The sequence below is a fragment of the Pelotalea chapellei genome, from assembly GCF_018531195.1.
Lineage (GTDB): Bacteria > Desulfobacterota > Desulfuromonadia > Geobacterales > Pseudopelobacteraceae > Pelotalea > Pelotalea chapellei.
Genome location: NZ_JAHDYS010000008.1, coordinates 171,587 through 197,337, shown reverse-complemented (window position 1 = coordinate 197,337; position 25,751 = coordinate 171,587). Strand labels below are relative to the sequence as shown.

General features: G+C 50.2%; 27 protein-coding genes. 12 read left to right on the top strand and 15 right to left on the bottom strand.

Features of this window, described 5'->3' with window-relative positions; all coding sequences use genetic code 11:
- Window positions 1-420: 420 nt before the first annotated feature.
- A complete protein-coding gene (locus KJB30_RS10425; protein ID WP_214298820.1) occupies window positions 421-2,736 on the bottom strand; it encodes a penicillin-binding protein 1A in 2,316 nt (771 codons plus the stop codon).
- Window positions 2,737-2,903: 167 nt separating this feature from the next.
- Between KJB30_RS10425 and KJB30_RS10420 the strand changes: the two genes are divergently transcribed.
- On the top strand, window positions 2,904-4,133 hold the full coding sequence (locus tag KJB30_RS10420) for a c-type heme family protein (protein WP_367618965.1): 1,230 nt from the start codon (window positions 2,904-2,906) through the stop codon (window positions 4,131-4,133).
- Between the two features lie 20 nt (window positions 4,134-4,153).
- Here the strand turns inward: KJB30_RS10420 and KJB30_RS10415 are convergent, their stop codons facing one another.
- From KJB30_RS10415 to KJB30_RS10405, 3 genes are all read right to left on the bottom strand, one after another.
- On the bottom strand, window positions 4,154-5,098 hold the full coding sequence (locus tag KJB30_RS10415) for an RluA family pseudouridine synthase (RefSeq protein ID WP_214298819.1): 945 nt from the start codon (window positions 5,096-5,098) through the stop codon (window positions 4,154-4,156).
- A gap of 98 nt (window positions 5,099-5,196) precedes the next feature.
- On the bottom strand, window positions 5,197-5,460 hold the full coding sequence (locus KJB30_RS10410; RefSeq protein WP_214298817.1) for a hypothetical protein: 264 nt from the start codon (window positions 5,458-5,460) through the stop codon (window positions 5,197-5,199).
- Window positions 5,461-5,490: 30 nt separating this feature from the next.
- The gene (locus KJB30_RS10405) at window positions 5,491-6,918 is read right to left on the bottom strand and encodes a DegQ family serine endoprotease (RefSeq protein ID WP_437179728.1); all 1,428 of its coding nucleotides are present in this window, start codon (window positions 6,916-6,918) and stop codon (window positions 5,491-5,493) included.
- 203 nt (window positions 6,919-7,121) lie between these two features.
- Here KJB30_RS10405 and KJB30_RS10400 point away from each other — a divergent pair, with 203 nt between their 5' ends.
- The 5 genes from KJB30_RS10400 to KJB30_RS10380 all read left to right on the top strand — a co-directional run bounded on the left by KJB30_RS10400 (window position 7,122) and on the right by KJB30_RS10380 (window position 11,702).
- On the top strand, window positions 7,122-7,319 hold the full coding sequence (locus KJB30_RS10400; RefSeq protein ID WP_214298815.1) for an ArsR family transcriptional regulator: 198 nt from the start codon (window positions 7,122-7,124) through the stop codon (window positions 7,317-7,319).
- Window positions 7,320-7,669: 350 nt separating this feature from the next.
- Complete coding sequence (upp, locus tag KJB30_RS10395) at window positions 7,670-8,296, top strand: uracil phosphoribosyltransferase (protein ID WP_214298813.1); 627 nt, start codon at window positions 7,670-7,672, stop codon at window positions 8,294-8,296.
- 11 nt (window positions 8,297-8,307) lie between these two features.
- Window positions 8,308-9,561, top strand: a complete 1,254-nt coding sequence (locus KJB30_RS10390; RefSeq protein ID WP_214298811.1) for a uracil-xanthine permease family protein — start codon at window positions 8,308-8,310, stop codon at window positions 9,559-9,561.
- 371 nt (window positions 9,562-9,932) lie between these two features.
- Window positions 9,933-11,111 (top strand): methyl-accepting chemotaxis protein, encoded by a 1,179-nt coding sequence (locus tag KJB30_RS10385; RefSeq protein WP_214298809.1) that lies wholly within the window; start codon window positions 9,933-9,935, stop codon window positions 11,109-11,111.
- Window positions 11,112-11,264: 153 nt separating this feature from the next.
- On the top strand, window positions 11,265-11,702 hold the full coding sequence (locus KJB30_RS10380) for a thioredoxin domain-containing protein (RefSeq protein WP_214298807.1): 438 nt from the start codon (window positions 11,265-11,267) through the stop codon (window positions 11,700-11,702).
- Window positions 11,703-11,799: 97 nt separating this feature from the next.
- Here the strand turns inward: KJB30_RS10380 and dbpA are convergent, their stop codons facing one another.
- Both dbpA and KJB30_RS10370 read right to left on the bottom strand, forming a co-directional pair.
- On the bottom strand, window positions 11,800-13,179 hold the full coding sequence (dbpA, locus tag KJB30_RS10375; protein ID WP_214298805.1) for an ATP-dependent RNA helicase DbpA: 1,380 nt from the start codon (window positions 13,177-13,179) through the stop codon (window positions 11,800-11,802).
- Window positions 13,180-13,322: 143 nt separating this feature from the next.
- On the bottom strand, window positions 13,323-13,850 hold the full coding sequence (locus tag KJB30_RS10370; protein ID WP_246545623.1) for a DUF3750 domain-containing protein: 528 nt from the start codon (window positions 13,848-13,850) through the stop codon (window positions 13,323-13,325).
- Window positions 13,851-13,996: 146 nt separating this feature from the next.
- Here KJB30_RS10370 and KJB30_RS10365 point away from each other — a divergent pair, with 146 nt between their 5' ends.
- Entirely contained in the window at window positions 13,997-14,356 is a 360-nt protein-coding gene (locus KJB30_RS10365) for a cupin domain-containing protein (RefSeq protein WP_214298801.1), read from the top strand.
- Between the two features lie 92 nt (window positions 14,357-14,448).
- Here KJB30_RS10365 and KJB30_RS10360 read toward each other — a convergent pair whose 3' ends face one another.
- Window positions 14,449-14,664, bottom strand: coding sequence for a hypothetical protein (locus KJB30_RS10360; protein ID WP_214298799.1), 216 nt, complete (start codon window positions 14,662-14,664; stop codon window positions 14,449-14,451).
- Between the two features lie 210 nt (window positions 14,665-14,874).
- Between KJB30_RS10360 and KJB30_RS10355 the strand changes: the two genes are divergently transcribed.
- On the top strand, window positions 14,875-15,057 hold the full coding sequence (locus KJB30_RS10355) for a hypothetical protein (RefSeq protein ID WP_214298797.1): 183 nt from the start codon (window positions 14,875-14,877) through the stop codon (window positions 15,055-15,057).
- A gap of 2 nt (window positions 15,058-15,059) precedes the next feature.
- A complete protein-coding gene (locus tag KJB30_RS10350; protein WP_214298795.1) occupies window positions 15,060-15,572 on the top strand; it encodes a DinB family protein in 513 nt (170 codons plus the stop codon).
- Here KJB30_RS10350 and KJB30_RS10345 read toward each other — a convergent pair.
- The 3 genes from KJB30_RS10345 to KJB30_RS18455 form a co-directional block, all read right to left on the bottom strand.
- A complete protein-coding gene (locus tag KJB30_RS10345) occupies window positions 15,569-17,092 on the bottom strand; it encodes a TolC family protein (RefSeq protein WP_214298793.1) in 1,524 nt (507 codons plus the stop codon). The two genes, KJB30_RS10350 and KJB30_RS10345, sit on opposite strands and share 4 nt — an antisense overlap.
- 148 nt (window positions 17,093-17,240) lie before the next feature.
- Window positions 17,241-17,498 (bottom strand): hypothetical protein, encoded by a 258-nt coding sequence (locus KJB30_RS10340; RefSeq protein ID WP_214298791.1) that lies wholly within the window; start codon window positions 17,496-17,498, stop codon window positions 17,241-17,243.
- 269 nt (window positions 17,499-17,767) lie between these two features.
- Window positions 17,768-17,881: a hypothetical protein gene (locus KJB30_RS18455; protein ID WP_367618964.1), complete on the bottom strand. Its 114-nt coding sequence runs from the start codon at window positions 17,879-17,881 to the stop codon at window positions 17,768-17,770.
- A gap of 31 nt (window positions 17,882-17,912) precedes the next feature.
- On the opposite strand from KJB30_RS18455, the gene KJB30_RS18020 reads away from it, so the two are divergent.
- The 3 genes from KJB30_RS18020 (at window position 17,913) to KJB30_RS10325 (ending at window position 20,291) form a co-directional block, all read left to right on the top strand.
- The gene (locus tag KJB30_RS18020; protein WP_246545622.1) at window positions 17,913-18,221 is read left to right on the top strand and encodes a hypothetical protein; all 309 of its coding nucleotides are present in this window, start codon (window positions 17,913-17,915) and stop codon (window positions 18,219-18,221) included.
- A 263-nt stretch (window positions 18,222-18,484) separates the two neighbouring features.
- Window positions 18,485-18,925, top strand: a complete 441-nt coding sequence (locus KJB30_RS10330) for a GtrA family protein (RefSeq protein WP_214298787.1) — start codon at window positions 18,485-18,487, stop codon at window positions 18,923-18,925.
- Window positions 18,926-18,935: 10 nt separating this feature from the next.
- Complete coding sequence (locus tag KJB30_RS10325; protein ID WP_214298785.1) at window positions 18,936-20,291, top strand: glycosyltransferase 87 family protein; 1,356 nt, start codon at window positions 18,936-18,938, stop codon at window positions 20,289-20,291.
- On the opposite strand, the gene KJB30_RS10320 is transcribed toward KJB30_RS10325, so the two are convergent.
- The 5 genes from KJB30_RS10320 to KJB30_RS10300 all read right to left on the bottom strand — a co-directional run bounded on the left by KJB30_RS10320 (window position 20,272) and on the right by KJB30_RS10300 (window position 25,710).
- On the bottom strand, window positions 20,272-21,273 hold the full coding sequence (locus KJB30_RS10320; protein ID WP_214298783.1) for a glycosyltransferase family 2 protein: 1,002 nt from the start codon (window positions 21,271-21,273) through the stop codon (window positions 20,272-20,274). The genes KJB30_RS10325 and KJB30_RS10320 overlap by 20 nt on opposite strands.
- A gap of 32 nt (window positions 21,274-21,305) precedes the next feature.
- A complete protein-coding gene (locus KJB30_RS10315) occupies window positions 21,306-22,985 on the bottom strand; it encodes a phospholipid carrier-dependent glycosyltransferase (protein ID WP_214298781.1) in 1,680 nt (559 codons plus the stop codon).
- A 478-nt stretch (window positions 22,986-23,463) separates the two neighbouring features.
- Window positions 23,464-23,796 (bottom strand): BON domain-containing protein, encoded by a 333-nt coding sequence (locus KJB30_RS10310; RefSeq protein WP_214298774.1) that lies wholly within the window; start codon window positions 23,794-23,796, stop codon window positions 23,464-23,466.
- 134 nt (window positions 23,797-23,930) lie between these two features.
- Window positions 23,931-24,770, bottom strand: a complete 840-nt coding sequence (locus KJB30_RS10305; RefSeq protein WP_214298773.1) for an Fpg/Nei family DNA glycosylase — start codon at window positions 24,768-24,770, stop codon at window positions 23,931-23,933.
- Window positions 24,771-24,777: 7 nt separating this feature from the next.
- Entirely contained in the window at window positions 24,778-25,710 is a 933-nt protein-coding gene (locus KJB30_RS10300; protein WP_214298771.1) for a diacylglycerol/lipid kinase family protein, read from the bottom strand.
- Window positions 25,711-25,751: the final 41 nt, after the last annotated feature.

The window sequence follows — 25,751 nt, the reverse complement described above, 5'->3', positions numbered from 1 at the left end:
TCGGTTTTCAAAGACCAGACACTCAGTCAAGACGAACAAACTAACAAAACTATCTCAATGTGTCAACTTCTTTTTTTGCTGCCCCAAAAAACTGATTCAGCCCTTGAGGGCCTCACCCGAGGCGTTGAGCTGGTTAAACTAACAAAACGATTTCAGTATGTCAACTTCTTTTTCATTGCATGGTCTTTTTCTGCCAGAAACTTCAAGAAGCTCTTCCTCAAAAGGGACTTGGCTTTTAACATGACAACAGGTCTCTGTCAAAGAAAAAGTTCGGAAAGATGTTACATAAGTATAATATAAAACTCGTAAAAGTCTTCTTCTTGAATTGTCACCCATGGACCATAGAAAGTTCAAAATAGTGAAAAAAAGGATCTATTTGCACTTGTTCTAGCCGTTCTACAGGAGATTGTACGCCCCTCCTCATTCACCATCGTAACCGCCCGGTTCTGTCCCTTTGACAAAACATTCCATGACTGCGCCCGGGGTCCCCTCCCGGGCAAGTTTGCCTGTAGTTGGATTGATAAGCAAAAAAGTCACATTTTCGGGTGCTGCAAAATCCTCTACGGGCATAGACATCACTGCCTTTTGCATAAACTCCGCCCATATTGGCGCCGAAGCCTGACCACCAGAGCCACTGGCTCCAAGCGATCGTTCCTGGTCATATCCAACCCACACGCCCGTCACTAGCTGGGGGATGTACCCAATAAACCAAGCGTCCTTAGCGTCATTCGTTGTTCCAGTTTTCCCAGCAACCGGCCGACCTATAACTGAAGCGCGATGCCCGGTACCACTTGCCACAACGCTCTGCATGAGATTAGTTATTACATATGATGTTTCCGGGGCAATAATAGGTACCGGAACGGGCTGAGAAGCCTGCTGAAGAACAACGCCATCATTGTCGGTAACCTTAGTGATAATAGAAGAAGGGAGTTGCATTCCTTGATTTGCAAAAATGGTATAAGCGGAAGTGAGTTCCATAGGTGAAACACTCGCCGCGCCAAGGGCTAACGCCAAGTTGGCAGGAATTTGTGAAGAGAAACCCATCTTTTGAGCATATTCTGCAGCATAAGGGGCACCAATCTGCTCCATGATTTTCACACTGACAATGTTAATGGAGTGAGTCAGCGCTTCCCGCATCGTAACCGGCCCCCGGAAAACACCGTCGTAGTTCTTGGGCTTCCACATCTTCCCAGTGCCGTCCGGATATTCAACCTCCGCGTCTTCAATTATCGTAGCTGGTGTGAGTCCCTTATCCAGGGCAGCTGCATAAATAATTGGTTTAAAAGCAGATCCCGCGTTGCGTTTGGCCTGAATGGCGCGATTAAACTGGCTCTTTTTGAAGTCATATCCACCTACCATAGCTTTCAAACCACCGGTGCGAGGATCAATTGCGACCAATGCCGCCTGCACTTCAGGAACCTGGTCAAGAGCAAACTGTGCTCCCTCCTGGTTGATCTCCGGAGAAACTACAGAAACCTCAATCACAGAACCAAGCGTCAAGGAGCGATTTCCCTTTTCAGGTTTGCCGTAGCTGCTTATCATTTCAAGGCGTCCTGCCCATGACATGTTTTTTCTACTCAGAATTCCCTTGCGATCTCCGACCCTGACAATTGCCTCACCTTTCTGGGTGTTAAAACCCACCACCACACCTTGATAGGTTTCGCCAGTTTTAAGAATGGCAGAATCGATACCCTCCTCAACCTTTAAACAAAAAGGCTCAACCTCTGTTAGGGAGAGATATTTAGCAGGGCCACGATAACCTTGACGTTTATCAACCGCTTTCAACCCGTTTCTGACACTTTCATAAGCTGCACGCTGCATTCCTGCATTCATGGTCGTATAAATCTTCAGCCCCCCCTTATAGAGCTGATCTTCGCCATATTTACTCTCCAATTGAATGCGAAGATGTTCAAGAAAATAGGCGGACTGTTCATTGTTGACCTTCTTCATGGGGTGGATAGATATTGTTGTTTTTTTAGCATAGTCAGCCTCGGCCTGGGTGACATACCCCTCCCTGACCATCCGCTCCAACACATACGACTGCCGTTCACGCGCCTTTTCCAGATGTTTTATGGGCGAATACGCATTTGGTGCCTTTGGAAGACCAGCCAGCATTGCCATTTCAGCAAGGTTAAGCTCTTCCACATTTTTGCCGAAATAAGTCTCCGCAGCCGCCTGGACGCCATATGCACCGCCACCCAGATAAATCTGATTCAGATAGAGATAAAGGATTTCATCTTTACTCAGCTTTTCTTCCAGTCGTTTCGCAAGAATTGCTTCCTTGATTTTGCGGGAAAACTTTTTCTCCGGCGTCAGCAGCATTGATTTAGTAACCTGCTGGCTGATTGTAGAAGCGCCTTCCTTCTTGCGCATAGACATCACATTTTTTACAGCGGCACGCATGATGCCAATATAATCTATGCCTTTATGAGAATAAAAATTGGCATCCTCCGCCGCCACAAAAGCCTGAATAAGCTTGCGAGGCATCTTGTTGACCGGCACAACAATGCGCCGTTCCAAATAAAATTCACCCACCAGACTGCCGTCGTCACCGAAAACCTGAGAGACAATGGGTGGCTTGTAATCAGCCAGGCGATCAACGCGGGGAAGTCGGGCAAGCAGATAAAATACATAGCCGGATGCTCCCAGAACCATTACCACTACTATGGTCACAATAAAGAGTAGCGCTGTAGTAAGAAAACCTTTGCAGCTACGCAAAAAAAACCTTCTATTCATACTGTTTTAACCTCTTCTTTATTACCTGATCATGATTGATTTTTTAAAGTGGTCGAATAAATAGCGCTGCCATAATAGCAAATTCAAGCAGAATAACCAGGCATATAAATCTTGCCATGGCATGTGAAGCCGTTATAATTATGATTTAAAAGTTAAGGAAAAAAATAATGATGAAGTTCAAAATCAGCCGTAGCGTCAGCACTACCTTTAATATCATTTCTTCTTTGCTGCTTGTACTGCTGCTTTTGGCACTTGCCTATAATAATTACCGGAAAGCACAGACTTTGATCCTCAAGGGAGCGATTGACAATGCTCGCTCAATCGCCCAGCAGATCATAGTAACCCGTGATTATCTTTCCAAGAGTGTGACTACGGAACCAGAGAAGAATTACAATCTTGTTCCACAGGTGGCATCTACAAAAATTGCTCAGCGCCTAACCCAAGGCTCTAATTTTTCTGTTCGTCAAATTTCGCTACGTTACCGTAATCCCGAAAACCGGCCCGATTCCTTTGAAGCTACACAATTAACCTCTTTCAAGAATAACAGGCCCACTGAATTCTGGCATGTGGTTACTAAAGACGGCAAAAAAGATTTCCGCTACCTTCTTCCTATGTTGGCCGATCAATCCTGCCTGACATGCCACGGAAGCTACGAATCCGCACCGGCCTTTGTCAAAGCACGCTTTCCAAAGGGCCATTTTTCCTACGGCTACAAAGTGGGTGAGGTAATCGGTGCCATTTCAATATCTATCCCTATGGAAGGACTCTACAAGGAGATAGGAGCTAACCTCAGGCATGACATCCTGTATGACAGCTTTGTTTTGATTCTCTTTCTGGTCATAACCGGATGGGTAATCCGCAAGGCTATCTTGACTCCGGTAAAAACCGTTGCTTCCCATATCTCAGAAGTGGCCAAGACCGGAAATTTTTCTGAACGCATGGAGCGCACAACATCAGATGAAATAGGAGAACTGATCGGATCTTTCAATGAACTGATGGCGGAACTGGACCGAAAGACCATGCAACGGATTGAATCTGAAGATCGTTACCGCAATTTCATCGAAATAGCCCAATCACCCATTATCACTTTCATGGCTGACGGCAAAATAGTCATATCCAATCAAAAAGCTGAAAAACTTTTCGGACTAAACAAACAGGAACTGCTTGGCCAAAGCATTTATGATTTTATGGAGAAAGGACAAGAGTTACAGCAAGCCGTGGAGGATTATTTCAGCAGCGGGCGGAGCGATCTTATCGGTACAACCACCTTGCACAAAATGCGAGATGTCTGCGGGCGCATCATCGAGGTCGAGATGATTATCTCTGTGTCGCAATCAGACCAGAACCAGATGTTCAGTGCCATCCTGCGAACTATAAAGAATGAAAAGAAGGTCTGAAATTTATCTTTCCGCAGACCTTAAACAGACTCCCCCAAATATGCCAGCAACTCACGCATATCATCCGGCAACTCACTGGTGAATTCCATATACTCTCCTGATGTCGGATGAATGAACCCCAAAACCCGTGCATGAAGCGCCTGGCGTCCGAGCTTGCTGATCATCTTACGCAGTTGGGGATCAGTCAGGTTGTTGAAACGCCCCCCATCAGGGTATAGAGGATCTCCCACCACAGGGAAACCGGCCTCACACAGATGTACACGAATCTGATGTGTTCGCCCCGTTTCCAGTCGCAACTCCATCAAAGCAAACCTGCCATAGCGTGCACTAACACGCCAGCGCGTCACCGCCCGCTTACCGTGACGCGCGGCACCAGACCTGCGTAACCGGTCAATGGGATGCCTGCCGATGATACCCTCTATCTTGCCTGTATCTTCTTTGGGATTTCCATACACAATTGCCTGATACATACGCTTGATGGAATGGACACTGAATTGAGTTGAAAGTGCATTGTGAGTGCGATCATTTTTGGCAGCAACCAGAACACCCGAAGTGCCCTTGTCAAGACGATGTACAATTCCTGGGCGCAACTCTCCGCCAATGCCGGACAGATCGGTGCAATGTGCCAGCAGGGCATTCACCAGGGTTCCGCTGCTGTTGCCCGGACCAGGATGAATCACTAATCCTGCCGGCTTATTTATAACGATAAGGTCACTATCTTCATAAATCACCTCAAGCGAAATCTCCTCCGGCAGCGGCTCTGCTGCTATTGGCGCAGGAATATCCACCGAGATACATTCTCCTCCTTTTAATTTATAGGAGGGACGGACTGGGAGGCCATTGATCAAGATATGTTCTGTCAAGATCAGCCTTTGAATCGCTGCACGGGTCTCTCCAACCAATTCCCGGGAAAGAAAAAGATCAAGCCGCATCGATTCATATTCGTTTGAAAAATTGATAACCATTTACATCCTCATAGCTGTAGGGCCTGTATAAACTATTGCCAAATAAAAGGCGTACCTCCATGGAGGTACGCCTTGCAATTTCATTGTATCTGGGACAACTACCAGATTGATGATTCGATTTTTCCCGCTCGCTTAATGAGCACATCCACAACAGCAAGATCGTAAATAATAGTCGGTTCCAGTTCCGGCGCCACGCGCGAAAAAAAATGCTGGCGCCCTTCTTCCAGTTCCGCCTGAAGGGCATCAAAGATATCATCATTCTTAATACCGTTCTCCACCTTCTCCCTGTTATACATGGCGACATCCGATATTATCGCCCGTGCCAGGCGCCGAGCCGAATCAACATTTTCTATCAGGTTCATACCCTTCTCCTCGTTCAACTCTAACCTGCCCTATTTGACCTGCAGTGCAAAGTAAATACTTGCGTCGCCTCTACGCACAAGAATAGCCAGAGTTCCTTCTGGCACCTTGCGTATGCTACGCTGATAGTCGGCCGTATCTCGTATGCGCTGACGATTTATCGAAACAATAATGTCACCACGTTTTATACCAGCTTCCGCGGCCGGACTGCCTTGAGCGACATCAGCCACAACCACCCCTTCACCTTTGACATCTTGAACAACTATCCCTACAAGATCGGCCTGTCCCTTTTCTCCGCCTCTTCCCACATCACGCCGAGGCTTAGGGGCAACATCGGCACTGGTTAGCGTCATACTCAGGTCCAGAGATTTTCCCTCACGGAAAACAGTTACCTTAACCGGTTTACCCACGGCGGTTTCAGCAACAAGGCGCTGCAGATGAGATGGGTCCTTGATTTCGGTTCCATTAAAAGCAGTGATGATGTCTCCTTGCTGGATACCGGCTTTCTCAGCAGGACTCCCCTTCATTATGTCATTTATCAAAGCTCCCTTTGCCTGACGCAAACCGAAAGATTGAGCAAGTTCTTCTGTCAATGGCTGAATAGTCACCCCCATCCACCCACGATTGACACTTCCCTTCTTGATGAGCTGACTAAAGATCGGCTTGGCCATATCAACGGGGATGGCAAAGCCAATACCCTGTCCTGCGGCGACAATGGCTGTGTTGATGCCAATGACCTCGCCATATACATTCAGCAACGGACCGCCTGAATTACCTGGATTGATGGAAGCATCCGTCTGAATAAAGTTTTCGTATGTTTCGATGCCCATATTGGAGCGCCCGGTAGCTGAAATGATGCCTACGGTCATGGTACGATCAAGGCCAAAAGGATTGCCGATTGCAATAGCCCATTGTCCCACTTCCAGCTTTTCCGAATCCCCCAACACGGCCACCGGCAGATCGGACGCATTAATCTTGATAACGGCAATGTCACTCTTCTGATCGCCCCCCACAACCTTTGCGTTATAAACCTTATCATTGGATAACTTGACCTGAATGCTCTCTGCCTCACGCACTACATGGTCGTTAGTAACGATATAGCCGTCCTTGCTGATGATGAACCCTGACCCCAAACTCTTATCCCGTTGAAATTGAGGACCGCCGAAAAAATCTTCGAAAAGGGGGGACATTTCAAAGAATGGCTGGACCATCTTCTTTCTGCCAATTGTGGAGATATTGACAACACAGGGGGTAACTTTCTGGGCAACCAGGCTGAATGCTTTTTGGGTGGCGATTATGTCTTTGGGCACATCCTTGACAGGGGCATCAGCTTCGCCCCCTTTACGATTCGATTCGTGAAAGAGAGGTGCGCTCGACTTCTCCGAACAGCCGCTCAACCCCAAAAGCATAAAAGCGGTGGTCAAAACATAAAATATTTTTATCGGCAGATGAGGGAACATGGTTCAGGCCCCTGATTTATAGGTAGTTTCCAGCCATGAAAGGTTAGCTAAACTCCATGGCCCTGTCAACGGATTAATATTCATTTCGATGGCCGCCAAGAAACATCACTTTCTCTGATATTGCCCGAGTTGTGGCCTCTGAATTCCCTGTTACGCTTATGGTAACGGAAGCAGCAATCTCAAAAAGATCAACAGGAGGAGACATGGCAATGATCAGTCGAATTCAACCTCAGGAGGCCCGACGTAAAGTACGGGCTGGGGAAGCGCTTTTTATTTGCGCTTACGACGATGATCAGAAGTGTGGTCAGATGCGGTTGGAAGGGGCTTGGACATTGGGTGAACTGAACAACCGCCTTATGGAGATCACCAAACAGCAGGAGCTCATCTTCTACTGCAATTGACCCCGCGAACAGACATCTGCCGGTCGGGCAGAAGAATTCGCAGGAAAAGGGTTTAAAAACGTTTCAGCCCTGGAAGGGGGAGTTGATGGATGGAAATCGGCTGGATTCATGTAATGATGAAGAAATATGTCGGGGCGGGTTTAAACCCGCCCCCCTCACCAAAAATATCCGCATCGCTACCATCCCTGCCCACATACCGCTTCATCTCACCCGTGCCGTGAGCTCATACAAAAGAAATTCCTCCTAAACTCAATTCATGAAAGCTGACAAACATTTCAAACGTTGACCTGTTGATGGCTGAACTGTATCCTTTTCCGGTTCTTACACACTACAAACAACAGGAGTCAAACGTGGCTGTTTACGAAGTCAAACATCCTCTCATTCAGCACAAACTCGGTCTGATGCGTCAATCAGAACTCAGTACAAAGCAGTTTCGCGAGCTTTCCTCAGAGGTGGCGCGCCTCCTGACCTATGAAGCGACTAAAGATCTTGAGACCGAAACTATTACCGTCAATGGGTGGGCTGGTCCGGTCTCTGTCCACCAGATCAAGGGCAAGAAAATTACGGTAGTACCTATCCTTCGTGCAGGGCTGGGGATGATGAACGGTGTTCTCGACATGATACCCAGCGCAAAGGTCAGCGTGGTGGGTCTTTATCGTGATGAGGAAACGCTGGAACCGGTCGCCTACTACCAGAAATTCACCAGCGGCATGGAGGAGCGCATTGCCCTGATCATTGATCCCATGCTCGCCACTGGCGGCTCGCTGCTGGCTACCATAGAAATGCTGAAAAAGTCCGGGTGCAGGCGGATCAAAGGACTCTTCCTGGTAGCTGTCCCCGAAGGAATCGAAAAGATCACTGCAGCCCACCCAGACGTGGAGATTTACGTTGCCTCCATTGATGAGCGCCTCAACGAGCAAGGTTACATACTTCCCGGCCTCGGCGATGCCGGCGACAAGATTTTCGGCACAAAATAGGAGCGCACCGCATGTCACCGTCCCCTGAACCAACTTGGCGTACCGCCCTTTCCGGCGCCCAGATTCTTTTTGTCGCCTTTGGCGCTACAGTTCTCGTCCCGCTGCTGACCGGACTCAACCCGAGCCTGGCGCTCCTCGGAGCCGGCATCGGCACGCTTATCTTTCAGGCCTGCACCAAACGCCAGGTACCGATCTACCTGGGATCTTCCTTTGCCTTTATCGCCCCGGTGATCTACTCGGTCAAAACGTGGGGCATGCCGGCGACTTTCGGAGCTCTCGCCGCCGCCAGCCTGCTTTATTACGTAGCTGCCGGAATGGTCAAGTGGCGCGGCGCAGACTTCATCCACCGGATTCTGCCGCCGGTTGTCATTGGCCCGGTGGTCATGGTCATCGGCCTGGGACTGGCCCAGGTAGCTATCAATATGGCAACCGGCAAAGCAGGTGAGACCCAGGTGATCCCCTACGGCACCTCCCTGTGTGTTGCAACCATTTCACTGATCGCAACCATGCTGACCGCCATCCATGCCCGCGGCCTGCTCAAACTGGTACCCATTCTGGTCGGCGTGCTGGTTGGCTACACCACCTCTCTGTTTCTTGGCCTGGTCGATTTCAGCAAAGTGATCAACGCGCCATGGCTGGCGCTCCCTGAATTCGGACGACCTGAATTCAATCTGGCGGCGATTCTCTTCATGATTCCGGTAGCCATTGCCCCGATTGTGGAACACGTGGGTGGAATTCTAGCCATCGGTTCAGTCGTCGGCCGCGACTATACTGAAAAACCTGGTCTGCACCGCACTCTGCTTGGTGACGGGTTGGCGGTAAACATAGTCGGCCTTTTCGGCGGACCTCCGGTCACCACCTATGGTGAGGTCACCGGCGCGGTCATGCTCACCCGCAACTACAATCCTGTGGTTATGACCTGGGCCGCCTGTTTTGCTATTTTGATGGCGTTCGTCGGCAAATTTGGCGCCCTTCTGCAAACCATCCCCATGCCGGTCATGGGCGGGATCATGATCCTGCTCTTCGGCTCCATCGCCGGCATCGGCCTCAAAACCATCATTGACGGAAAAGTAGACCTGATGAAGCCGCGCAATCTCTGCCTGGTTTCCGTTACCCTTGTCACCGGCATAGGCGGTCTCGGCGTAACGATCGGAAGCTTCAGTCTCCAGGGGATCAGCCTCTGCGGCGTACTGGCTGTACTGCTCAATCTGGTTCTGCCCCCCGGCGAGCAGGAAGAAGAGATTACCCCGGCAGCCTTTCCCTGATTCACCTGTCATTAGGCAAACAGTTTTCGGACTCAATACACCGATTTCAGCAATCAACTCTGGCCGAACTTTCAAACTGAAAATAAATGTCGCAGGGGCGGCTTCAAACCCGCCCCGTCCTCGATAAATAGTGAACCTTCATTTCATCCACCCGCGAAACCACATATCTGCTCAAAAAACCCACCCGCTCAAAACCTGCCGTAAACTTCATCCATGAGTCGTTGCATCATTTAAAAAGATATGATGATAAAGTTCTATTTGAACAGAATTAATATTTTTAGAAAGCCGTTTCTCTTTAATGAAAACAAAAAATGCCGATAATAAATAACATACCACCACATTGGGACCCCCCTTATCGATGGAGCAAGGCCATGCAGACCCTTCAACAACTTTATTATCGACTGTCCATCAAGACCCGCATTACACTCCTTTGTGTTTGTTACAGCTTCTGTATTGTAGCAGCCGCAATCCTGGGAAGATCCGAGTCATCCCTGATCCGCTACGGCTCCCTTGTCCTTTTTATCAGCCTGGGCGCTTTTTTCAGTTTACTGAATATCTGGGGCATCAGCTCGTCGATCAAACGGGTAATAGCTTATCTCCAGAATATGGCAGAGGGCAATCTCAGCCAGACGATAACAGTCAGGAACAAAAATGAAATCAGCTGGATATTAAACACGATCACTGAGGTCCAAACCTCGATGCGCACGATGATTACCGGAATCCAGGCAACCTCCCGTGATCTGACCTCTGCATCGGAAAATCTCAGATTAACCTCGGTAGAACTGGCCGGCGGCGCCTTGCAGGCTGCAGAGCAGACAGCTTCCGTGGTACATGCTGTCGAAGGACTCTCATCGGTCAGCAACCACATCTCCAGCAACTGCCAACTGATGGCCGAAAAAGCCTCGCATACCAGAATGGCCAGCACGAAAGGCATTAGCAGTATTGGAGAAATGTCCTGCATGATGGAAGAGATCGGAAGCGTGATTACGGAAACAACAGAGGCGGTGGCTTCTCTTGGCAATAATTCACAGCAGATAGGTGAGATTGTTTCAACGATCGAAGACATTGCGGACCAGACAAACCTTTTGGCGCTGAATGCCGCCATCGAGGCAGCCCGCGCCGGAGAGCAGGGACGGGGATTTGCGGTGGTTGCAGATGAGGTCAGGAAACTGGCGGAGCGAACAACCTCAGCAACAGGCGAAATCCAGAAGATCATCACCACCCTTCAGCGTGATGTCAGCAACGTGATGGGATCCATGGAACAAAGCTCCCACAGCGCCCAGAGCGGCGTGAGCAAGGTAAGGCTTTCCAGCGAGGCCGTATCCGAGATAACATCCCACATCGAGGTGCTGGTCGAAAGTGTAGCTCAAGTCGCAATTGCCATCGAGGAACAATCAGCGACAACAGACGGGGTAATGGACAACATTCGTGAAATTAATGCAGTAATCGACAACGTTTCCCACGGAACCAGCAAAACCGAACAAGCAGCCTCTAACCTGATCAGGACAGCAGAAGAGCTTAAGGAGATGACTGCACGCTTCAAACTGTAGCCAGGGCAAATTCGATGCAATCAGATTGCAGGAAGGGATGACCTAAAGCCTTCAGGTAGGCACTTGGAACAGATCAATTTCTGGAAGAGGTACTTTGCTTTTATTTCCCTACTGATAATATTGCAGTGAGGGAAACACTGAAGGGGGTACATCATGTCATCCCATATCGTAACCTGCCCCTCCTGCGGCACCGGCAACCGCATTCCTGCAGACAAGGAAGGAGTCAAAGGCCGCTGCGGCCACTGCCAGGCCATGTTGCCTCCCTTGTACACTCAACCGCAGCAGTTAACCAACAGCAGCTTCGACAGTTTCATCGCCACTTACCCTGGTCCGGTACTGGCTGAATTTTGGGCTCCCTGGTGACCGCACTGTATTTCATTCGCACCGGCGGTGCGGACAGTAGCCGAAAAACTGGCCGGCAAAACGGCCGTAGTCCAGGTGAATACCCAAGAGAATCAGGCTCTCGCCTCGCGCTTTGGTGTGCGCGGCATACCGGTAGTCATGCTGCTGCGCAAGGGCAAAGTGGTCGATCAGGTGAGCGGCGCGCAGACGGCTGAGGCGCTGCTAGCGTGGTGCAGGCGTCATGGCTGATTTTATTTAACTACTTTTCTCCAAGCAAAAAGGCGACCGATTGGCCGCCTTTTCCATTTCTATTCAGCATGTTGTCATAGCAGTTCCAGGTTGGCAATCACCCCGTTCGACGCACCTTGAAAAAACGCCCCTTGATCCTGTTCTGTCCCAGACATCTCAATGCTTGGTCAATACTCTGCCGCATGATTGCGACATAGGTATGAAAATCGAACACATCAATTTTGCCGACCTCGCTCCCGGCTATGCCCCCTTCACCGGTCAGAGCGCCCAGAATATCTCCGGGCCGCAGCTTGTTTTTACGGCCACCATCAATGCAAATGGTCACCATAGATGGTGCCTGGGGCCTGCCTGTTGCCGTCAATCCTGCCAATTCTCCGCGGGTGATCGTGCTGCCCAGCCCCTCTTCGATGGCGCTGACCCGACGGGACTCCCGTAAAGTTACCAAACTTATCGCCAAACCCTGCTCACCGGCTCGACCGGTACGACCAATGCGGTGGGTGTGAACCTCCGGATTGCGTGACAGCTCATAATTGATCACTGCCGGAAGTTCCTTGATATCCAGACCCCTGGCAGCAACATCGGTTGCCACCAGCACCGATGCGCTCTTATTGGCAAAACGGACCAGCACCTGGTCCCGCTCACGCTGTTCCAGGTCACCATGAATAGCCAGTGCAGTGAATCCGCGCTTAACCAGCATATCAGCCAGGTCCTGGCACTCCTGCCTTGTGTTGCAGAAGACCAGGGTCGATTCCGGACGATAGTGGCCCAGAATGCGGGCTACCGCCTCGCTGCGCTGGTCAGGGTCCACCTCATAAAAGATCTGTTCGATCGAGCCCTCGTCATGGGCCTCATCAACGCTGACCTCCACCGGCTCATGCTGTATTTCAGCACTCATTTCAGTTATCGAATCAGGATAAGTTGCGGAAAACAGCAGGGTCTGCCTTTTAGGCGGGATGGCTGCAATCAGCGCAGCGATATCCTCCTGAAACCCCATGTCCAGCATGCGGTCCGCCTCATCCAGCACCAAAGTGCGCAAGGAAGAGAGATCGAGACTTTCACGGCGCAGATGATCCAGCAGACGGCCGGGAGTGCCCACTACCACATGGGCTCCATGCTGCAGGGCGCTCAATTGAGGGCCAAAGGGTACTCCGCCGCAGACGGTCAGGATTCTGATGTTCTCTGTAAAACGTGCCAGGCGCCGCAACTCCTTGCCGACCTGATCGGCCAGCTCACGTGTCGGACAGAGTACCAAAGCTTGCACCCCCAGAGAGGCAACCTCCAGATGTGTCAGCAGGCCGATGCCAAAGGCGGCGGTCTTGCCACTGCCGGTCTTTGCCTTGGCGATTACATCTTTGCCCGCCAATATCAGCGGTAGACTATGGGCCTGAACCGGCGTCATTTCGGCATAGCCGAGGGAGTGCAGGTTCTTGAGCATGGGGGTTTTCAGGTGGAGCGATGAAAATGCTGCCGGGTTCATAAGATGATTCTCCTCATTCTGCGCCCGCAAAAAAACCACAGAGTGTCTCCCTGTGGTTCAGACGCGAAACCGAATGTACCATGTTACAACCTGCCAGGCAATTCATTAGCCATGCTTCGGCAACAAGACCTCAAATCTGCCTGTCAGCTTCCATAACCGCTGCCAATCGCTGAAAAAGGCAGTTCCAAACGAAGCTCCGGCACCTGTCGCCCAATCCAGGCAATGAAGGTATTGCTGTTTGGGCCTGGGAAAGCTTCGTAAGTCGTCGGCCAGGGATAGGCGCGGGCCGCTTTGTCCACCTTTGCTATCAGCTGATCTACCCCGTCCCCCCGGTGCTCCCGGAGCAGCCTCGGGCGCTCCCCGAACCAATAACGGTCAGGCAGATCCTTTTCGATGCGGATCACTGGCAGACCTCGATACAGACGCCAGCCGATGACCTCATAAACCGTGTATTCAGTCTCAGCGGAGCGCTTGGCAGCGATCCAGGTGTGGATGGCAAACCAGCCACGCCACCCCCAGGTAGGAGCGCCGTAGACCTGCAACACAGCTTCTTTCAGGTGAGGATCCGGGGCTATCCCGGCAGACTCACGACTGGCAGTGCGCCAATCCTTGCCACTGGAACATCCAACAAGAAGCATCAATGACATGATGATCTGGATTATCTTTTTCAAGCCTTCCTCCTTCTCCTGGCAATCCTGATTATTGTCATCCATTTGGAACCAAAAGTTCAAGCCTATAGAAGGGTGCCAGAGGTTAAAATGATAGAAAGGGCGTATAATTCAGGTAGAGGGAGATCAAACGAAAGGGGGCAACTGTCATGGCAACCAAAGCTGAATGGAAGCACTTCAACAGCCCGGACGAAGTCCGGACTTTCAATCATGGCAAAGTGGAACTGGTCAACATTTCGGGCGGCACAGTCGGCAGAATGATTCTGGAACCGGGCTGGCGCTGGTCAGAGGATGTGAAACCGATTGCCGGCACCGAATGGTGCACGGCTCCCCATTTTCAATATTTAGTCTCAGGACATGTTCATGTCCGGATGGCCGATGGCACCGAATTTGATCTGGGCCCGGGAGATGTTTCCAACCTTCCCGAGAATCATGATGCCTGGGTTGTGGGGAATGAACCGGCTGTCCTGGTGGACTGGTATGGCGCTGTTAATTTTGCAAAACCATAAAACCATCTTTCAATTTTAAAACATTAAGGCGACCTGAATTGGTCGCCTTAATGTTTTAGCGTGGTTATTTCCGAGGTACTTCAATGAAGCAATTAACGAGAAGTCTTTCCCAAAAGCGGCTCGATAAACCTTTCATAGGTCACCCGTTGCTTGGCGGACAGAAGATCGACATTACCCTCGTTGTCCAGCAAAAACGTACCGACACCGATGACGGTTCTGGCCAGATAGCCGGTTCCTGCAACGCTCCTTTCGATTTCGTCACTTCCTTTGCTGAGCAATTTTCGCAACGAGTCCAGGTCAAGTTCCATAGAATATCTCCGTATCTTTATTGGTGAGCAACAAGGATGAGTATAAGTGACGGCTGATGTATGTTCAAGCGCCGAAACCATCCCATGCAATATCCAGTGGGATATCCACTTTTGTCCATCAGGGCGTATAATTGAAACATCACACGTGAAAAGAGATCGATCGATGAGTCCGGCCTCCGGGAAACTGTCACCAGAGCCGTAGAGGGAGACATGGACAAGAAGAGCGGGAAGTGCGGCTGCATCAATAATGGAAATGCAAAGTTCTGCGAGGGATGCGAAGAGTGGAACACTCCCCAATATTGGTGTGATGTCTGCGAGCGGGAAGTTGCGGAGAAGCGCTGCCCGCTCTGCGGTCTTAAAGCGCGGAGAAGAAGGGAGACGCAGGAGGAGTGACGATGAAGAGAGAAAATGAGGTTCTGCGAAGCGAACTGGTGGCACTTTTGTCGGGAGAACATGCTCATATGAGCTTCGAAGAGGTAGTTGCAGAGATCCCGCTGCCTCGGATCAACGACAAGCCGCCACGCACCCCCTATTCGCTATGGCATTTCGTGGAGCACATCCGTATCGCCCAGTGGGACATCCTGGAATTCATTCGCAACCCGCTGCACATTTCGCCTGATTATCCTCTGGGATATCGTCCCTCTCCGGATGCACAGACTGACGAAGAGGGCTGGCTGAAGACCCTGGAGGAGGTACTTTCAGATCTTCACTCGCTGAAGGAAATCGTTCTGGACCCGCACACCGAGCTGTTCGCTCCGCTACCCCACGCTCCTTCTTACACAATCTTCCGCGAAATACTTACCGCTGCTGATCATAATGCCTATCATATCGGCGAACTGGCGCTGGTACGGCAGGTAATGGGATTGTGGCCTGCAAACCTCCCTTATCTCACGGGAAAAGCAGATTAAGGTACGATTCGCACGGAAGGTGACTGCGACGCGATCAGTTTCTTTCCGGGACGTTTCTGAGGATAAAGACCTTGTCGTTCCAGAAGCACGCCCATGTCGCGCCAGAGTCTGGCAATGGCAGCGGCAAAAGTTTCTGCTGCCTCCAATTGGGTATTTCGGGCAGCAGTCAAATCATTTTCCGCATTAATAACATCTTGCAATGTGGCAGTAGGAGTACCCAACTGATTATTTTTTCGATACTCCTCAAGGCGCTGAACGGCAAATTGCCGCGCCTGGCCGCTTATCTGTCTCTGCAGCCGCGCAGAGATGAGTGCCCTGAAATCTGCTTCGATATCGTTACGTATTCTCCAGCTGAGACTTTCAATCTGGTTTTTCACCTGCTCTGTTCTGATCTTGCTTCTACGATAGTCATTCTCGGCCGCAGTATTCCCGATTGGAACATTCAATACCATCCCGCCTGTCCAGAAACGTGAGGCACGTTCTCCAATCTGCTGATAACTATTTTCAAACGTGTTACTTGTTCCGCTGAGCCCTCCGCTGACCGTAAAAAAAAGATCAGGCAGTGTTTGATGCCGTGCAATCCGCTCCTGCAGCTCGGTTGCTTTTAACGTCAGCCTGAGCTCCCTCAACTCGGGTCGCAATTCCAGTGCCGTCTGTATCGCCTGTTCCTCTGTCTCCTGCAGTTCAGCATCGGAAGGAGGATCAAGAGGAATTATGCGGGTTTTTGCATCAAGGCCGATCAGGTAGCGGAGGCTGGCTTCCTGGTCAATAATATTGCGTTCCGCATCGACAAGATCCCTGCGACGCTGGGCAAGAGCATAGGCGGCATTGGCTCTTTCCATCCCCTGCAAAGGCCCCTGCTGTTCCCTCTTGTCAATCTCAATAAGCAGGTTCTGCGCCGAATTCATCGCCGCTATACGTGTCTCCAGAATCTGCTGCAAGGTGTACACTCGGTTATACGAATTAATTACAGACAATGCGGTATCGGTGTTGACCCCCCGAAATCTTTCCATTGAATCTTCTAGTGAAATTTCAGCCAACGTAATACCCAGATTGGTTATTTCCCTGCCCGCATTTTTCAGAAGCGGTTGTGAAAAAGTCAATCCCACTGAAGATAGCCAATTAGTGGGGGCTGATCCGGGCGGCTCTGTTTCGACAGCTGTAAAGCCCGTTTGCGTGGTGGCAGCGAGTGTTCCCCCTGTAAAGAGATATTGGCTCAAACCGATCGAAGAGGTCATTGTTGAGGTCCGTGAGAAAGGATCTCCGGGCACATACGATATTCCGCCATTAGATGATGCATTAAAAACCGGGTCATAAATGCTATGGCTCCTCAGGACATCTATCTCGGCAGCAGCGGAGCTGAGCGATTCTAATTTGATGTCGATATTTCTGCGAATGGCCATCTGAAGAGCGAAATCCCTGGTAATGTTTATCTTGTCAACAGTTTCAGGCCACTCTTCACAACAGGCGGTTCCCGTTGCCACAAGAATTATTCCACATGCAATTTTTGCGATTGCCATCTTTCTGATCCTTTTTGTCGGGAGTCGACTATTCAGAGATTCAAGAAAGATTATATCCGCAACATTTTATTAAGCAACTCTCACAAAAAAAGCCCTCCGCAAAGGGAGGGCTCAGTGTTACAGCTACGATTATGTTTTCTGCTATTCTCTATCGGCCGGCGGCAATGGCTGCAATCTGCCCGGCGGCAAGCGACTTCATCGATGACATTGATACCACATTATTCACGGCGTTCTGGATAGCAAAAGGTGATTTGCCTTGTTTGGAAATGCCATGGCAGGCAAAACAGGATTGATTATAGAGGCTCCAGGATTGAGCAGAAGCGGCTGAACCGGCGGAAGCAAACCCTGTAACAAGAAGACTGGCGACACTGCATACAGTTAAGAATCTTTTTGATCTGGTGAACATATATCTCTCTCCATTATTCCTTGGCTTGGATATACCGCTGATCACCGTGATGAAACACCTCAGGCTGGGGAATCCAGCCTTGCAACTGGGGTTTCACGGGTAGCGGTGACTGCTAAGTCAAGGTACTACAGAGAGTGAAATGGCAATGTAACCGGGATCACTTATTGAGGTTTTTGCTGAGTTGATCTTATTTGGAAAGATATTCGGTAGCGGACACAAAAAAACCCTCCCCTGAGAGAGGAGGGCTTGGTAAGACCATGTTGCTGTGATCAGAACTGTGAGATAGCTGTGATCTGCGCCGGCGTGAGGGTTCTGAGGAAGCCCATGCCGCCTTTGTTGCTGTTGATGGCGTCTTGAATGCTGGAGGCTGATCTGCCGCGCATACTTGTGCCATGACAACCTGCGCAGTTCGTGTTGTATAGCGCTGCGCCATCAAGTGCCGGTGTCGGAGTTGGTGTTGCTGTCGGTCTCGGAGTTGGCGTTGGTGTTGGAGTAGCTGTCGGTGTGGCCGTCGGTGTGGCCGTTGGCCTTGGTGTTGCTGTCGGTGTTGGCGTAGCTGTTGGTGTGGCTGTTGGCCTTGGAGTCGGAGTTGCTGTTGGAGTTGCTGTTGGCCTTGGAGTTCTCCTTGGTTTTCTTCTACCTTCCCTGTCCCTGTCCCCGTCCCTGTCTCCATCCCTGTCATTATCATCAGAGTACCCGCCGGTTGCCCTGCCCTGCCTGTAATCATCATCAGCAACAGCAACCGTTCCTAATTGCATACTACCTAGACACATCATAAGAGCCAGTAATTGCGTTATCCTTTTTACCATGCCGTACCTCCCTTTTTAGTTGTTGTCCACCCTGAAGGTGTGTTGCAACTCTGACAGTTGAATTTTGCCCTGCAATAACAGTTAAAATTTTACTGGCAGGATGATTCATGTCAAGGATGGTAAACATTAAAACAGGACTTATCGGAAATATTTCGAGTATGAGGTATATTAAATAGCATGAAAAAGTGCAAAACAGAGAAGGTTATAGGACAAACGACTAGGTTATCGGAAATTGTCCGACAGTTAATCAGATTCAATCTGGTTGGAGTACTGAACACGTTAATTGATTTCAGCCTTTTTTTTGCATTGAATGCCATGGGAGTCGCATATCTGCTTGCACAAATCTTTTCTTATGGTTGTGGGATTATCAACAGCTATTTTTTCAACAAATACTGGACATTCCGCACAGCAGAGATTACTGCAGCCGAGGTGGCGCGATTCATAACAATCAATCTGTCAGCACTGGCGATTTCCGTTCTGCTTGTCTACCTCTTCCACTCACAACTGCATGTCCCTCTCCTGCCTGCCAAGGTTGTTGCGACCGTATTCACCATGCTGATCAGTTTCTGCGGCACCAGGCTCTGGGTTTTTAAAGTTGAAACGTCGCCGATTGAGTAATGAGGATGTGATGACACAATTATTTTTTGTTGCGCTTTCGGCGGTGTTTGTAGGTGGAGTTGTGCTGGCGGGCAAATATGCGGCATGTACACAAGAGGGGAAGGAAGCCCCCCGACAATGGCTGATATATGTCGCTCTCACCTTCATGCTGCTGATCAGAATCGCTTTGGTGGTCACGGTAAAGGGATATCCTGCTGATGTGCAGACCTTTCAGGCTTGGGCAATACAGGCGGCCAAAGACCTTCCGGGTTTTTATTCATCCGGAATGTTCGCCGATTACCCTCCGGGATACATGTATGTTCTTTTTCTGATCGGCAAGACCAAGGAGGTGCTGCTGGTGGGGAATGACTCCCCAGCATTTCTGGCACTGATCAAAATGCCGGCCATTCTCGCCGATATGGTGACTGTCCTTCTTGTTTACCGCCTGACTTCTACTCACCGGGGAAGAAGATATGCCCTGGCTGTTGCCCTTATTTATGGATTCAACCCTGCAATAATCATCAATTCAGCGGCCTGGGGACAGGTAGATGCTGTCTTTAGCTTGTTCATCGCCTTGTCTGTCATTAGCCTGACAAAGGACTGGCTGATTCGCTCCGCGATTCTATTCGCACTGGCACTGCTGATAAAGCCCCAGGCGCTAATTTTCAGCCCGCTTTTCCTGTGCGCCGCTTCGGAGCGATTGCTGCCCGGAACATTCAGCCGGAACTGGAAAAAAATGCTGATCAGTGCGTCGGCCGGAATAGCTGTATTTATCGTATTTATTCTGCCGTTTGCCCTTAAAGAGGAGCCTTTCTGGATATTCAAACATTATGCTGCCACCCTCGCCTCGTATCCCTACGCCACGCTCAATGCCTTTAACCTCTTTGCCCTGAGCGGTGGCAATTTCAAACCGGAAACCGACATCCTGCTGGTTTTTTCCTACAGAGCCTGGGGAGCTTTCTTCATCGTGGCTGCAACGCTTTTTGCCGTGGCAGTCTATGTGAAAGGAAGAAGGGAGGTGAGGATGTATTACATGGCCTTGTTTCTGATATCCGCTGTTTTCGTACTTGCATCAAAAATGCACGAACGGTATCTGTTCCCTGCTCTTATTTTTGCCCTGCTGGCCTTTCTGTACTCTCAGGACCGGAAGATGCTCGCACTCTTTGCCGGCTATAGCGTCACCCACTTCATGAATGTGGCACAGGTGCTGATTGCTGGCATGCATGGCAATCATATCCATCCCTTCGACCCTTTCCTCATTGCAATCTCGGCCCTGAATCTTCTGCTGCTGGGATGTACCGTTGCCTATGGAATCAAAATTCAATGCCAGGCAAAGGTCGCTACCGCTCTGCTCCCTTCGACTCCGATCAAGGAACCTGTAAGTTAGCTTGAGAAAGTGCCGATTGCCGCGATCTGCGCTCGATCCTGTTGCGACTGAAGTTCTTCACCTGCCGTACCACGTACAGCGGCCGCCCCTTGGTCTCGTCGTAGATTCGGCCGATATATTCCCCTGCAATACCCAGCATCATCAGCACAATGCCGTTGAAAAACAGATTGACCACCATGCTGGAGGCCCATCCGGTAACGGTTTGGTTAGTAAAGAGCTTCTGGTAAAGGACGAACAACAGATAGATGAAGCTGAAAAATGACATCAGCATCCCCAGGTATGAAGAGAGCTTCAACGGTTTGAAAGAAAAAGAGGTGATTGCATCAAAGGCAAACTTCAACATCTTCTTGAAGGGATACTTTGTCTCCCCTGCAAAGCGTTCTTCCCTGCAGAAGTCCACCCCGATCTGCTTGAACCCCAGCCAGCTGATAATGCCCCTGATGTAACGATTGCGCTCTTTAATGGATTTGAGCGCATTGCACACCTTGCGGTCGATCAGCCTGAAGTCCCCGGTATCCACGGGAATGTCCACATCGGTCAGTTTTCGCATCAACCGGTAAAAGAGAGAGGCACTGAGTCTCTTGAAAAAGGTTTCTCCCTTGCGCTCTCCCCGCTTGCCGTACACAACGTCATACCCCTCATTCCAGCGTTCGATCATCAAAGGGATCACCTCCGGCGGGTCCTGGAGGTCTGCATCGATGACAACGATAGCCTCCCCTTCGGAATAATCCATTCCAGCTGTAATTGCGGTTTGATGACCAAAATTCTTGGCAAAATCGATCACCTTGATAGCGTGGTCCTGTTCGCATAGCTCGTTCAAAATTGCGAAGGTCCGGTCTGAGCTTCCATCGTTGACGAAGATTATCTCGTAGGGCTGATGAAGTGCCTCCATGACAGCGTGCAGCCTCGAATACATCTCCGGTAGAACATTTTCCTCATTATAGACAGGCACCACCACCGAAAATCTCGCTGCTTCAGACATAGTACCTCCGGTTGAGGTTATTAATGTTGTTGTCAAAAAGTCCAGCTTTTCAACCATCTCAAACTTTTAAAATAGCCTTCAGCCAACTGCAGCCCTGACAGGACCGGATAAAACAGTATGAAGAGCCCGCCCGCCAGGCAAAGATAGGCATATGCTGCATGTCGAGCTTGTGGCCACCTCTCCATGGTTGCCTTCATCACGTACACAAGTGAAAGAATCATGAACGGCACAACTGAAAAGAAATGGTAGATAAAGGCTACTCTCGGGATCGTCGCCCATGGCAGATACTGGCAAGCCAGTCCGGTGAAAACCACTGCCATCCGCCGATCCCGCTTGACGCCAGCCATGATAACGGCCGCCAGGACAGCCGGTATTCCAGCCCACCAAATTGCAGGATTGCCAAATGATGCAATGGAGGAGACCTGTCCCGCAGGCAGATCGCTTCCTGTGTAAAGCCATATCGGCCGCAGATCCAGAGGCCAGGACCACCAGGGGGAGGAAAACGGGTGGGTTGCCTTTAACTGACTGTGATAGACGAACATATCCCGCTGATTTTTAAGAATATCAATAAGGCCATGGTTCTGTCCCTTGATCAGCAAAAAGGGAATGTACGAGAGCAGATACACTACAGACGGTATGACAACGAAAAAAAGGAGGCAGAAACAGATAAGAGGCAGCAGATTCAACCGCAGGTACTCCGCTTTGCTTTGGCCAGTCGCATTTTCACGATAGTGATAGTACATTTTGAGAAGGACCAGAAATGCCAGGCCGGCCCCGGCATACAGGCTGATCCACTTGCAGGCCGCTCCCAGACCGAAGCAGAGTCCGCTCAGGAATAATGGGCGCAGGGACCTGACGGGATCGAGGAGATCAGAATCACCATTGTAAAAGTCGTGCATGAAATAAAACATTAGAATGATAAAAAAGGTTCCATACACATCGATCACTGCAATGCGGGTCTGAGTGAAATGCATAAAATCCACCATCATCAGGAAGGCAGCACAGAAAGCGAAAAAACGGCTTCCAAATAACTTTTTCCCAAACAGATACATAGCCGGCACCATGGCTGCCCCGAACAGCGTGCCCGCGATTCTCCAGCCAAAAGAATTCATCCCGAACAGAGCAATACCAGCGGCAATGAACAGTTTTCCCAGCGGAGGATGTGTATTTTCGTACTGGTCCATGCGTTGCAGTTGTTCGTATGCTGTCCTGGCATGATAGATCTCATCAAAATAGAAGCTGCTTTTAAAAGATGGGGCGTATTCGAAAGTATCCTGTTCATCGAACAGTTTTTTGGGGTCACTTAAGGAGGAACCGGCCTGAAGTCTGACGGGGGTATAGGGGACACGTTTACCCTTCTCAACTATTGCCATCTCGTTCAGTGCACCGCCAGGCGGATTGGCGACAATTTTGAGGCGTGAGGTTTTGGCACTGACCTCTTTATACTTCCAGATCCCGCACTCATTTTTATCGATGGCTGTCAGGGAATGGAATTGCCCCCCCTTCTGATACAGGACGAAGAACTTCGCGTTGTCATACCTGCTTTCATTGATCCCGCTGTAATAATAAATCCTGGCAACATCAACTTCCCTGCCGAGATCTATATCGAACATTTCTCCGCCATTCACAGGCTTCCATACGGTTACAGGTACGTTGAAACTGCCCAGGTTATACACGGCAACCAGCAGATATCCCAGGAACAGTAAAGCCATAAGCCGGATATCCTGCTTATCTGTTACAGAGCTCCACATCTCGGATTCAACCCGTTTTGGAGAATGCACTTCCATAGTATCTGGCGTTATCATGAAATATTACTGCTCCCCACCTAGGAGCCTGTCAGACTTAGGAGTAATCTACTGCAAATCCGTCTGGACGGATCATATTCAGCCGCTTTTTTGGTCAATAGAACAACTATTGACCTTCAAAATCGTCTAAATCTGTCCTCGCCCAGCCGAATTTTCGCTACGACTTCCTAAGTTCGACAGACTCCTGACCAGAATCGACCCTGCATAGATATTATCAACTTATAAGATTATATCCACCGCACCCCTGACAGGGCTTATTCGCTTGCCGCAAACAAAAAAGGCGACAATGGCCACCTCATGGGAAAATTGCAAAAGCCCTTGCCAGATATTCGACAAGGGCTTGATCACACCTCAAGCTGCTGAAAATGAAAAATATTGAAGATCCCTATTTTTCAGATTGAACAGTCATCCGATTGTTAACCTTCGTTACTCCTTTTACTTTCTTGGCAATCTGCGTGGCCAGTTCTTTTTCAGCCGTGCTTTTAGCCGTACCGCTCAAAGTAACCACACCATTGTTGGTGTCAACCTCTGTGCGCATGGCGCTTGTCCCGCTGTTACCCATCAGTTCCATTTTGACTTTCGACGTTATCATTGCGTCGTCTGTTTTTTCACCCATCGTTTTGTCCGAGTAATGGTCATCAGCCGCATGCAGCGGCAGGCCAGGGATCATAAGTGCAGCCGCAGTCAGAATCATAGCAATCGAGCTTTTGGTCTTCATGATTTTCTCCTCTCATTGAATTATTTCCTTTTCTCACTTTGCAGGAGTCATCTCCTGTATCAATTGTAGATTGGAAAAAGATAAAATCAATTCCGTAAGTCGATTCTCATTACCACAAGTTTCAGGGGGTTATCTCAGCGTTCAGGCCCCGACTTCTCCGGCTGGCAGTGAGGACAATAGAAGGTTTTGCGGTTTGTTTTTCCCTGACGCACCATTACGATTGGAGTATCACAGACCAGGCAGGGGCGCCGGCTTCTGCCATAGACGTAGCCGAGCCCAGTCACCTTTTCCTGCAGATCCGGAGGCAGAAATACCTTTTTGAAACCATGGGTCTCGTAGGAGCGACGCATGAAGTCCGTTGCCACCTCCATCAGACGCTCAAACTCCTGCTCCGTCAGGCTTGAAGAGAGACGCAGCGGATTGATTTTGACCGCGAAAAGAATCTCGGACTTTAGGATGTTGCCGATCCCGGCCATCACATTCTGGTTGAGGAGCGCTTCGCCGATACTTTCCTGGGGGTGAAGGGCGAGTCGGCGACGAATTTCATGCTGAGAGTCGACACCAAAGGTATCTGCCAGAAAATCGGGGCCTAATTCCGCTGTCCGATGGTTCGACAATTCATCGCTCCGCAGTAGCTCGCACACCGGAGCCGAAAAAAGTACTACCACCGCCTCAGCCGTCTGCAGCACAACCCGCGCCCTGGACTCCTCCTTGTGCCACTCTTCGTCCAGCCGGTGAACATGCCATGATCCCCACATCATCATATGGCTGTAGAGCGTCCAGCCGCTTTCAAAGTCGATGAAGAGATTTTTCCCATGGGAACGTACCGCCACCACCCTGCTCCCTTCAATCTTCTCCCGCCACCCTTCGATCTCGCTTTTTTTAAGGCGACTCTTACAATGCTCGATGTACCTGTCAAGCAGCGCAGCCCGAAGATCGTCGGCAGTGTTCCTGATGTGGGGTCCTTCCGGCATCGCTGATTTACTCCTTTACATTCCGCACAATCACCCCCAGCTCCTGTTTCCTGCAGCGGTAACGCAGAGGAAGTTCTATCTGGAACAGCTCACCATCAAGAGCAACCTGGACGCTACGACCGCGGGTGTCGATTGTAACCTCCGAGGTTGTGATCGTATCAAAATCAACTGAATCTTTTAAAAAACCGAATAATCCCCGCAGGGCCAGGCCAAGCAGCCGAATTCTGCCGGCGCGACGAGTCATGTAGAGTGATAGGATGCCTGAGTCGATGCGGGCGCGGGTACCGATGCTCAAACCGTGAATTTCATACTCATTGTTACCGATAAACACAAAGGGAGTGCTCCTGATGATCTCTTTTTCATCCGTTGAAAGCTTTACTTTCAGGAAGGAATAGCGACCCAGCACCATCAGGATAGCCTTGCAAAACGCCCACCACTTGGAGCGTCCGAGACGTTGATGCTCTTCCCTGTGGCGAACAATCTTGGGGTAAAGCCCCAGGCTGGAATTGTTGATGAACGTGCGGCCGTTAAGCTCGCCGATATCGACCTTTGCAACCCTGCCCTCAACGATCGTAGCGACCGCTTCTTCAAGGCCCAGCGGTATGCCGAGATCCTTGGCAAAGTGATTCAGTGTTCCGAGCGGAAGGACGCCAAGCGCGGCACTTGTGCCGGCAACCACTGAGGCGACGGTACTGACCGTCCCGTCGCCGCCGCCGGCAACCACAACAGTACAACCATGCTGCAGTGCTTTTACCGCATGTTGCCGGATGTCAGTGCCCTCGGCACAGACGCAGAATTCAACCTCAACTCCCTTTGCTGAAAATTGAGAGCATACCTGAGCCGCCAAATCCGCATCTCTTACGCTTCCGGAACCGGCGTTGATGATGACTGCAAGACGCAAAGAATTTGTGTGATCGACCATCGCTGATTCAGGAATCATGCTGAGACTCCAGGGAGAAACCGCCAGATATGTATGGATGC

Bases quoted from the DNA above. Each gene is read 5' to 3' on its own strand.
- dbpA (WP_214298805.1), bottom strand. From the start codon at position 13,179: ATGAACCCGGCAGCATTTTCATCGCTCCACCTGAAAACCCCCATGCTC.
- KJB30_RS10315 (WP_214298781.1), bottom strand. From the start codon at position 22,985: ATGGCTTTACTGTTCCTGGGATATCTGCTGGTTGCCGTGTATAACCTG.
- KJB30_RS18455 (WP_367618964.1), bottom strand. From the start codon at position 17,881: ATGCGCGGCAGATCAGCCTCCAGCATTCAAGACGCCATCAACAGCAAC.
- KJB30_RS10305 (WP_214298773.1), bottom strand. From the start codon at position 24,770: ATGCCGGAAGGACCCCACATCAGGAACACTGCCGACGATCTTCGGGCT.
- KJB30_RS10350 (WP_214298795.1), top strand. From the start codon at position 15,060: ATGAAGAGAGAAAATGAGGTTCTGCGAAGCGAACTGGTGGCACTTTTG.
- KJB30_RS10355 (WP_214298797.1), top strand. From the start codon at position 14,875: ATGGACAAGAAGAGCGGGAAGTGCGGCTGCATCAATAATGGAAATGCA.
- KJB30_RS10410 (WP_214298817.1), bottom strand. From the start codon at position 5,460: ATGAACCTGATAGAAAATGTTGATTCGGCTCGGCGCCTGGCACGGGCG.
- KJB30_RS10320 (WP_214298783.1), bottom strand. From the start codon at position 21,273: ATGTCTGAAGCAGCGAGATTTTCGGTGGTGGTGCCTGTCTATAATGAG.
- KJB30_RS10345 (WP_214298793.1), bottom strand. From the start codon at position 17,092: ATGGCAATCGCAAAAATTGCATGTGGAATAATTCTTGTGGCAACGGGA.
- KJB30_RS10360 (WP_214298799.1), bottom strand. From the start codon at position 14,664: ATGGAACTTGACCTGGACTCGTTGCGAAAATTGCTCAGCAAAGGAAGT.
- KJB30_RS10385 (WP_214298809.1), top strand. From the start codon at position 9,933: ATGCAGACCCTTCAACAACTTTATTATCGACTGTCCATCAAGACCCGC.
- KJB30_RS10330 (WP_214298787.1), top strand. From the start codon at position 18,485: ATGAAAAAGTGCAAAACAGAGAAGGTTATAGGACAAACGACTAGGTTA.
- KJB30_RS10390 (WP_214298811.1), top strand. From the start codon at position 8,308: ATGTCACCGTCCCCTGAACCAACTTGGCGTACCGCCCTTTCCGGCGCC.
- KJB30_RS10405 (WP_437179728.1), bottom strand. From the start codon at position 6,918: ATGTTCCCTCATCTGCCGATAAAAATATTTTATGTTTTGACCACCGCT.
- KJB30_RS10400 (WP_214298815.1), top strand. From the start codon at position 7,122: ATGGCAATGATCAGTCGAATTCAACCTCAGGAGGCCCGACGTAAAGTA.
- KJB30_RS10420 (WP_367618965.1), top strand. From the start codon at position 2,904: ATGATGAAGTTCAAAATCAGCCGTAGCGTCAGCACTACCTTTAATATC.
- KJB30_RS10310 (WP_214298774.1), bottom strand. From the start codon at position 23,796: ATGAAGACCAAAAGCTCGATTGCTATGATTCTGACTGCGGCTGCACTT.
- KJB30_RS10365 (WP_214298801.1), top strand. From the start codon at position 13,997: ATGGCAACCAAAGCTGAATGGAAGCACTTCAACAGCCCGGACGAAGTC.
- KJB30_RS10340 (WP_214298791.1), bottom strand. From the start codon at position 17,498: ATGTTCACCAGATCAAAAAGATTCTTAACTGTATGCAGTGTCGCCAGT.
- KJB30_RS10325 (WP_214298785.1), top strand. From the start codon at position 18,936: ATGACACAATTATTTTTTGTTGCGCTTTCGGCGGTGTTTGTAGGTGGA.
- KJB30_RS10425 (WP_214298820.1), bottom strand. From the start codon at position 2,736: ATGAATAGAAGGTTTTTTTTGCGTAGCTGCAAAGGTTTTCTTACTACA.
- KJB30_RS10415 (WP_214298819.1), bottom strand. From the start codon at position 5,098: ATGGTTATCAATTTTTCAAACGAATATGAATCGATGCGGCTTGATCTT.
- KJB30_RS10300 (WP_214298771.1), bottom strand. From the start codon at position 25,710: ATGATTCCTGAATCAGCGATGGTCGATCACACAAATTCTTTGCGTCTT.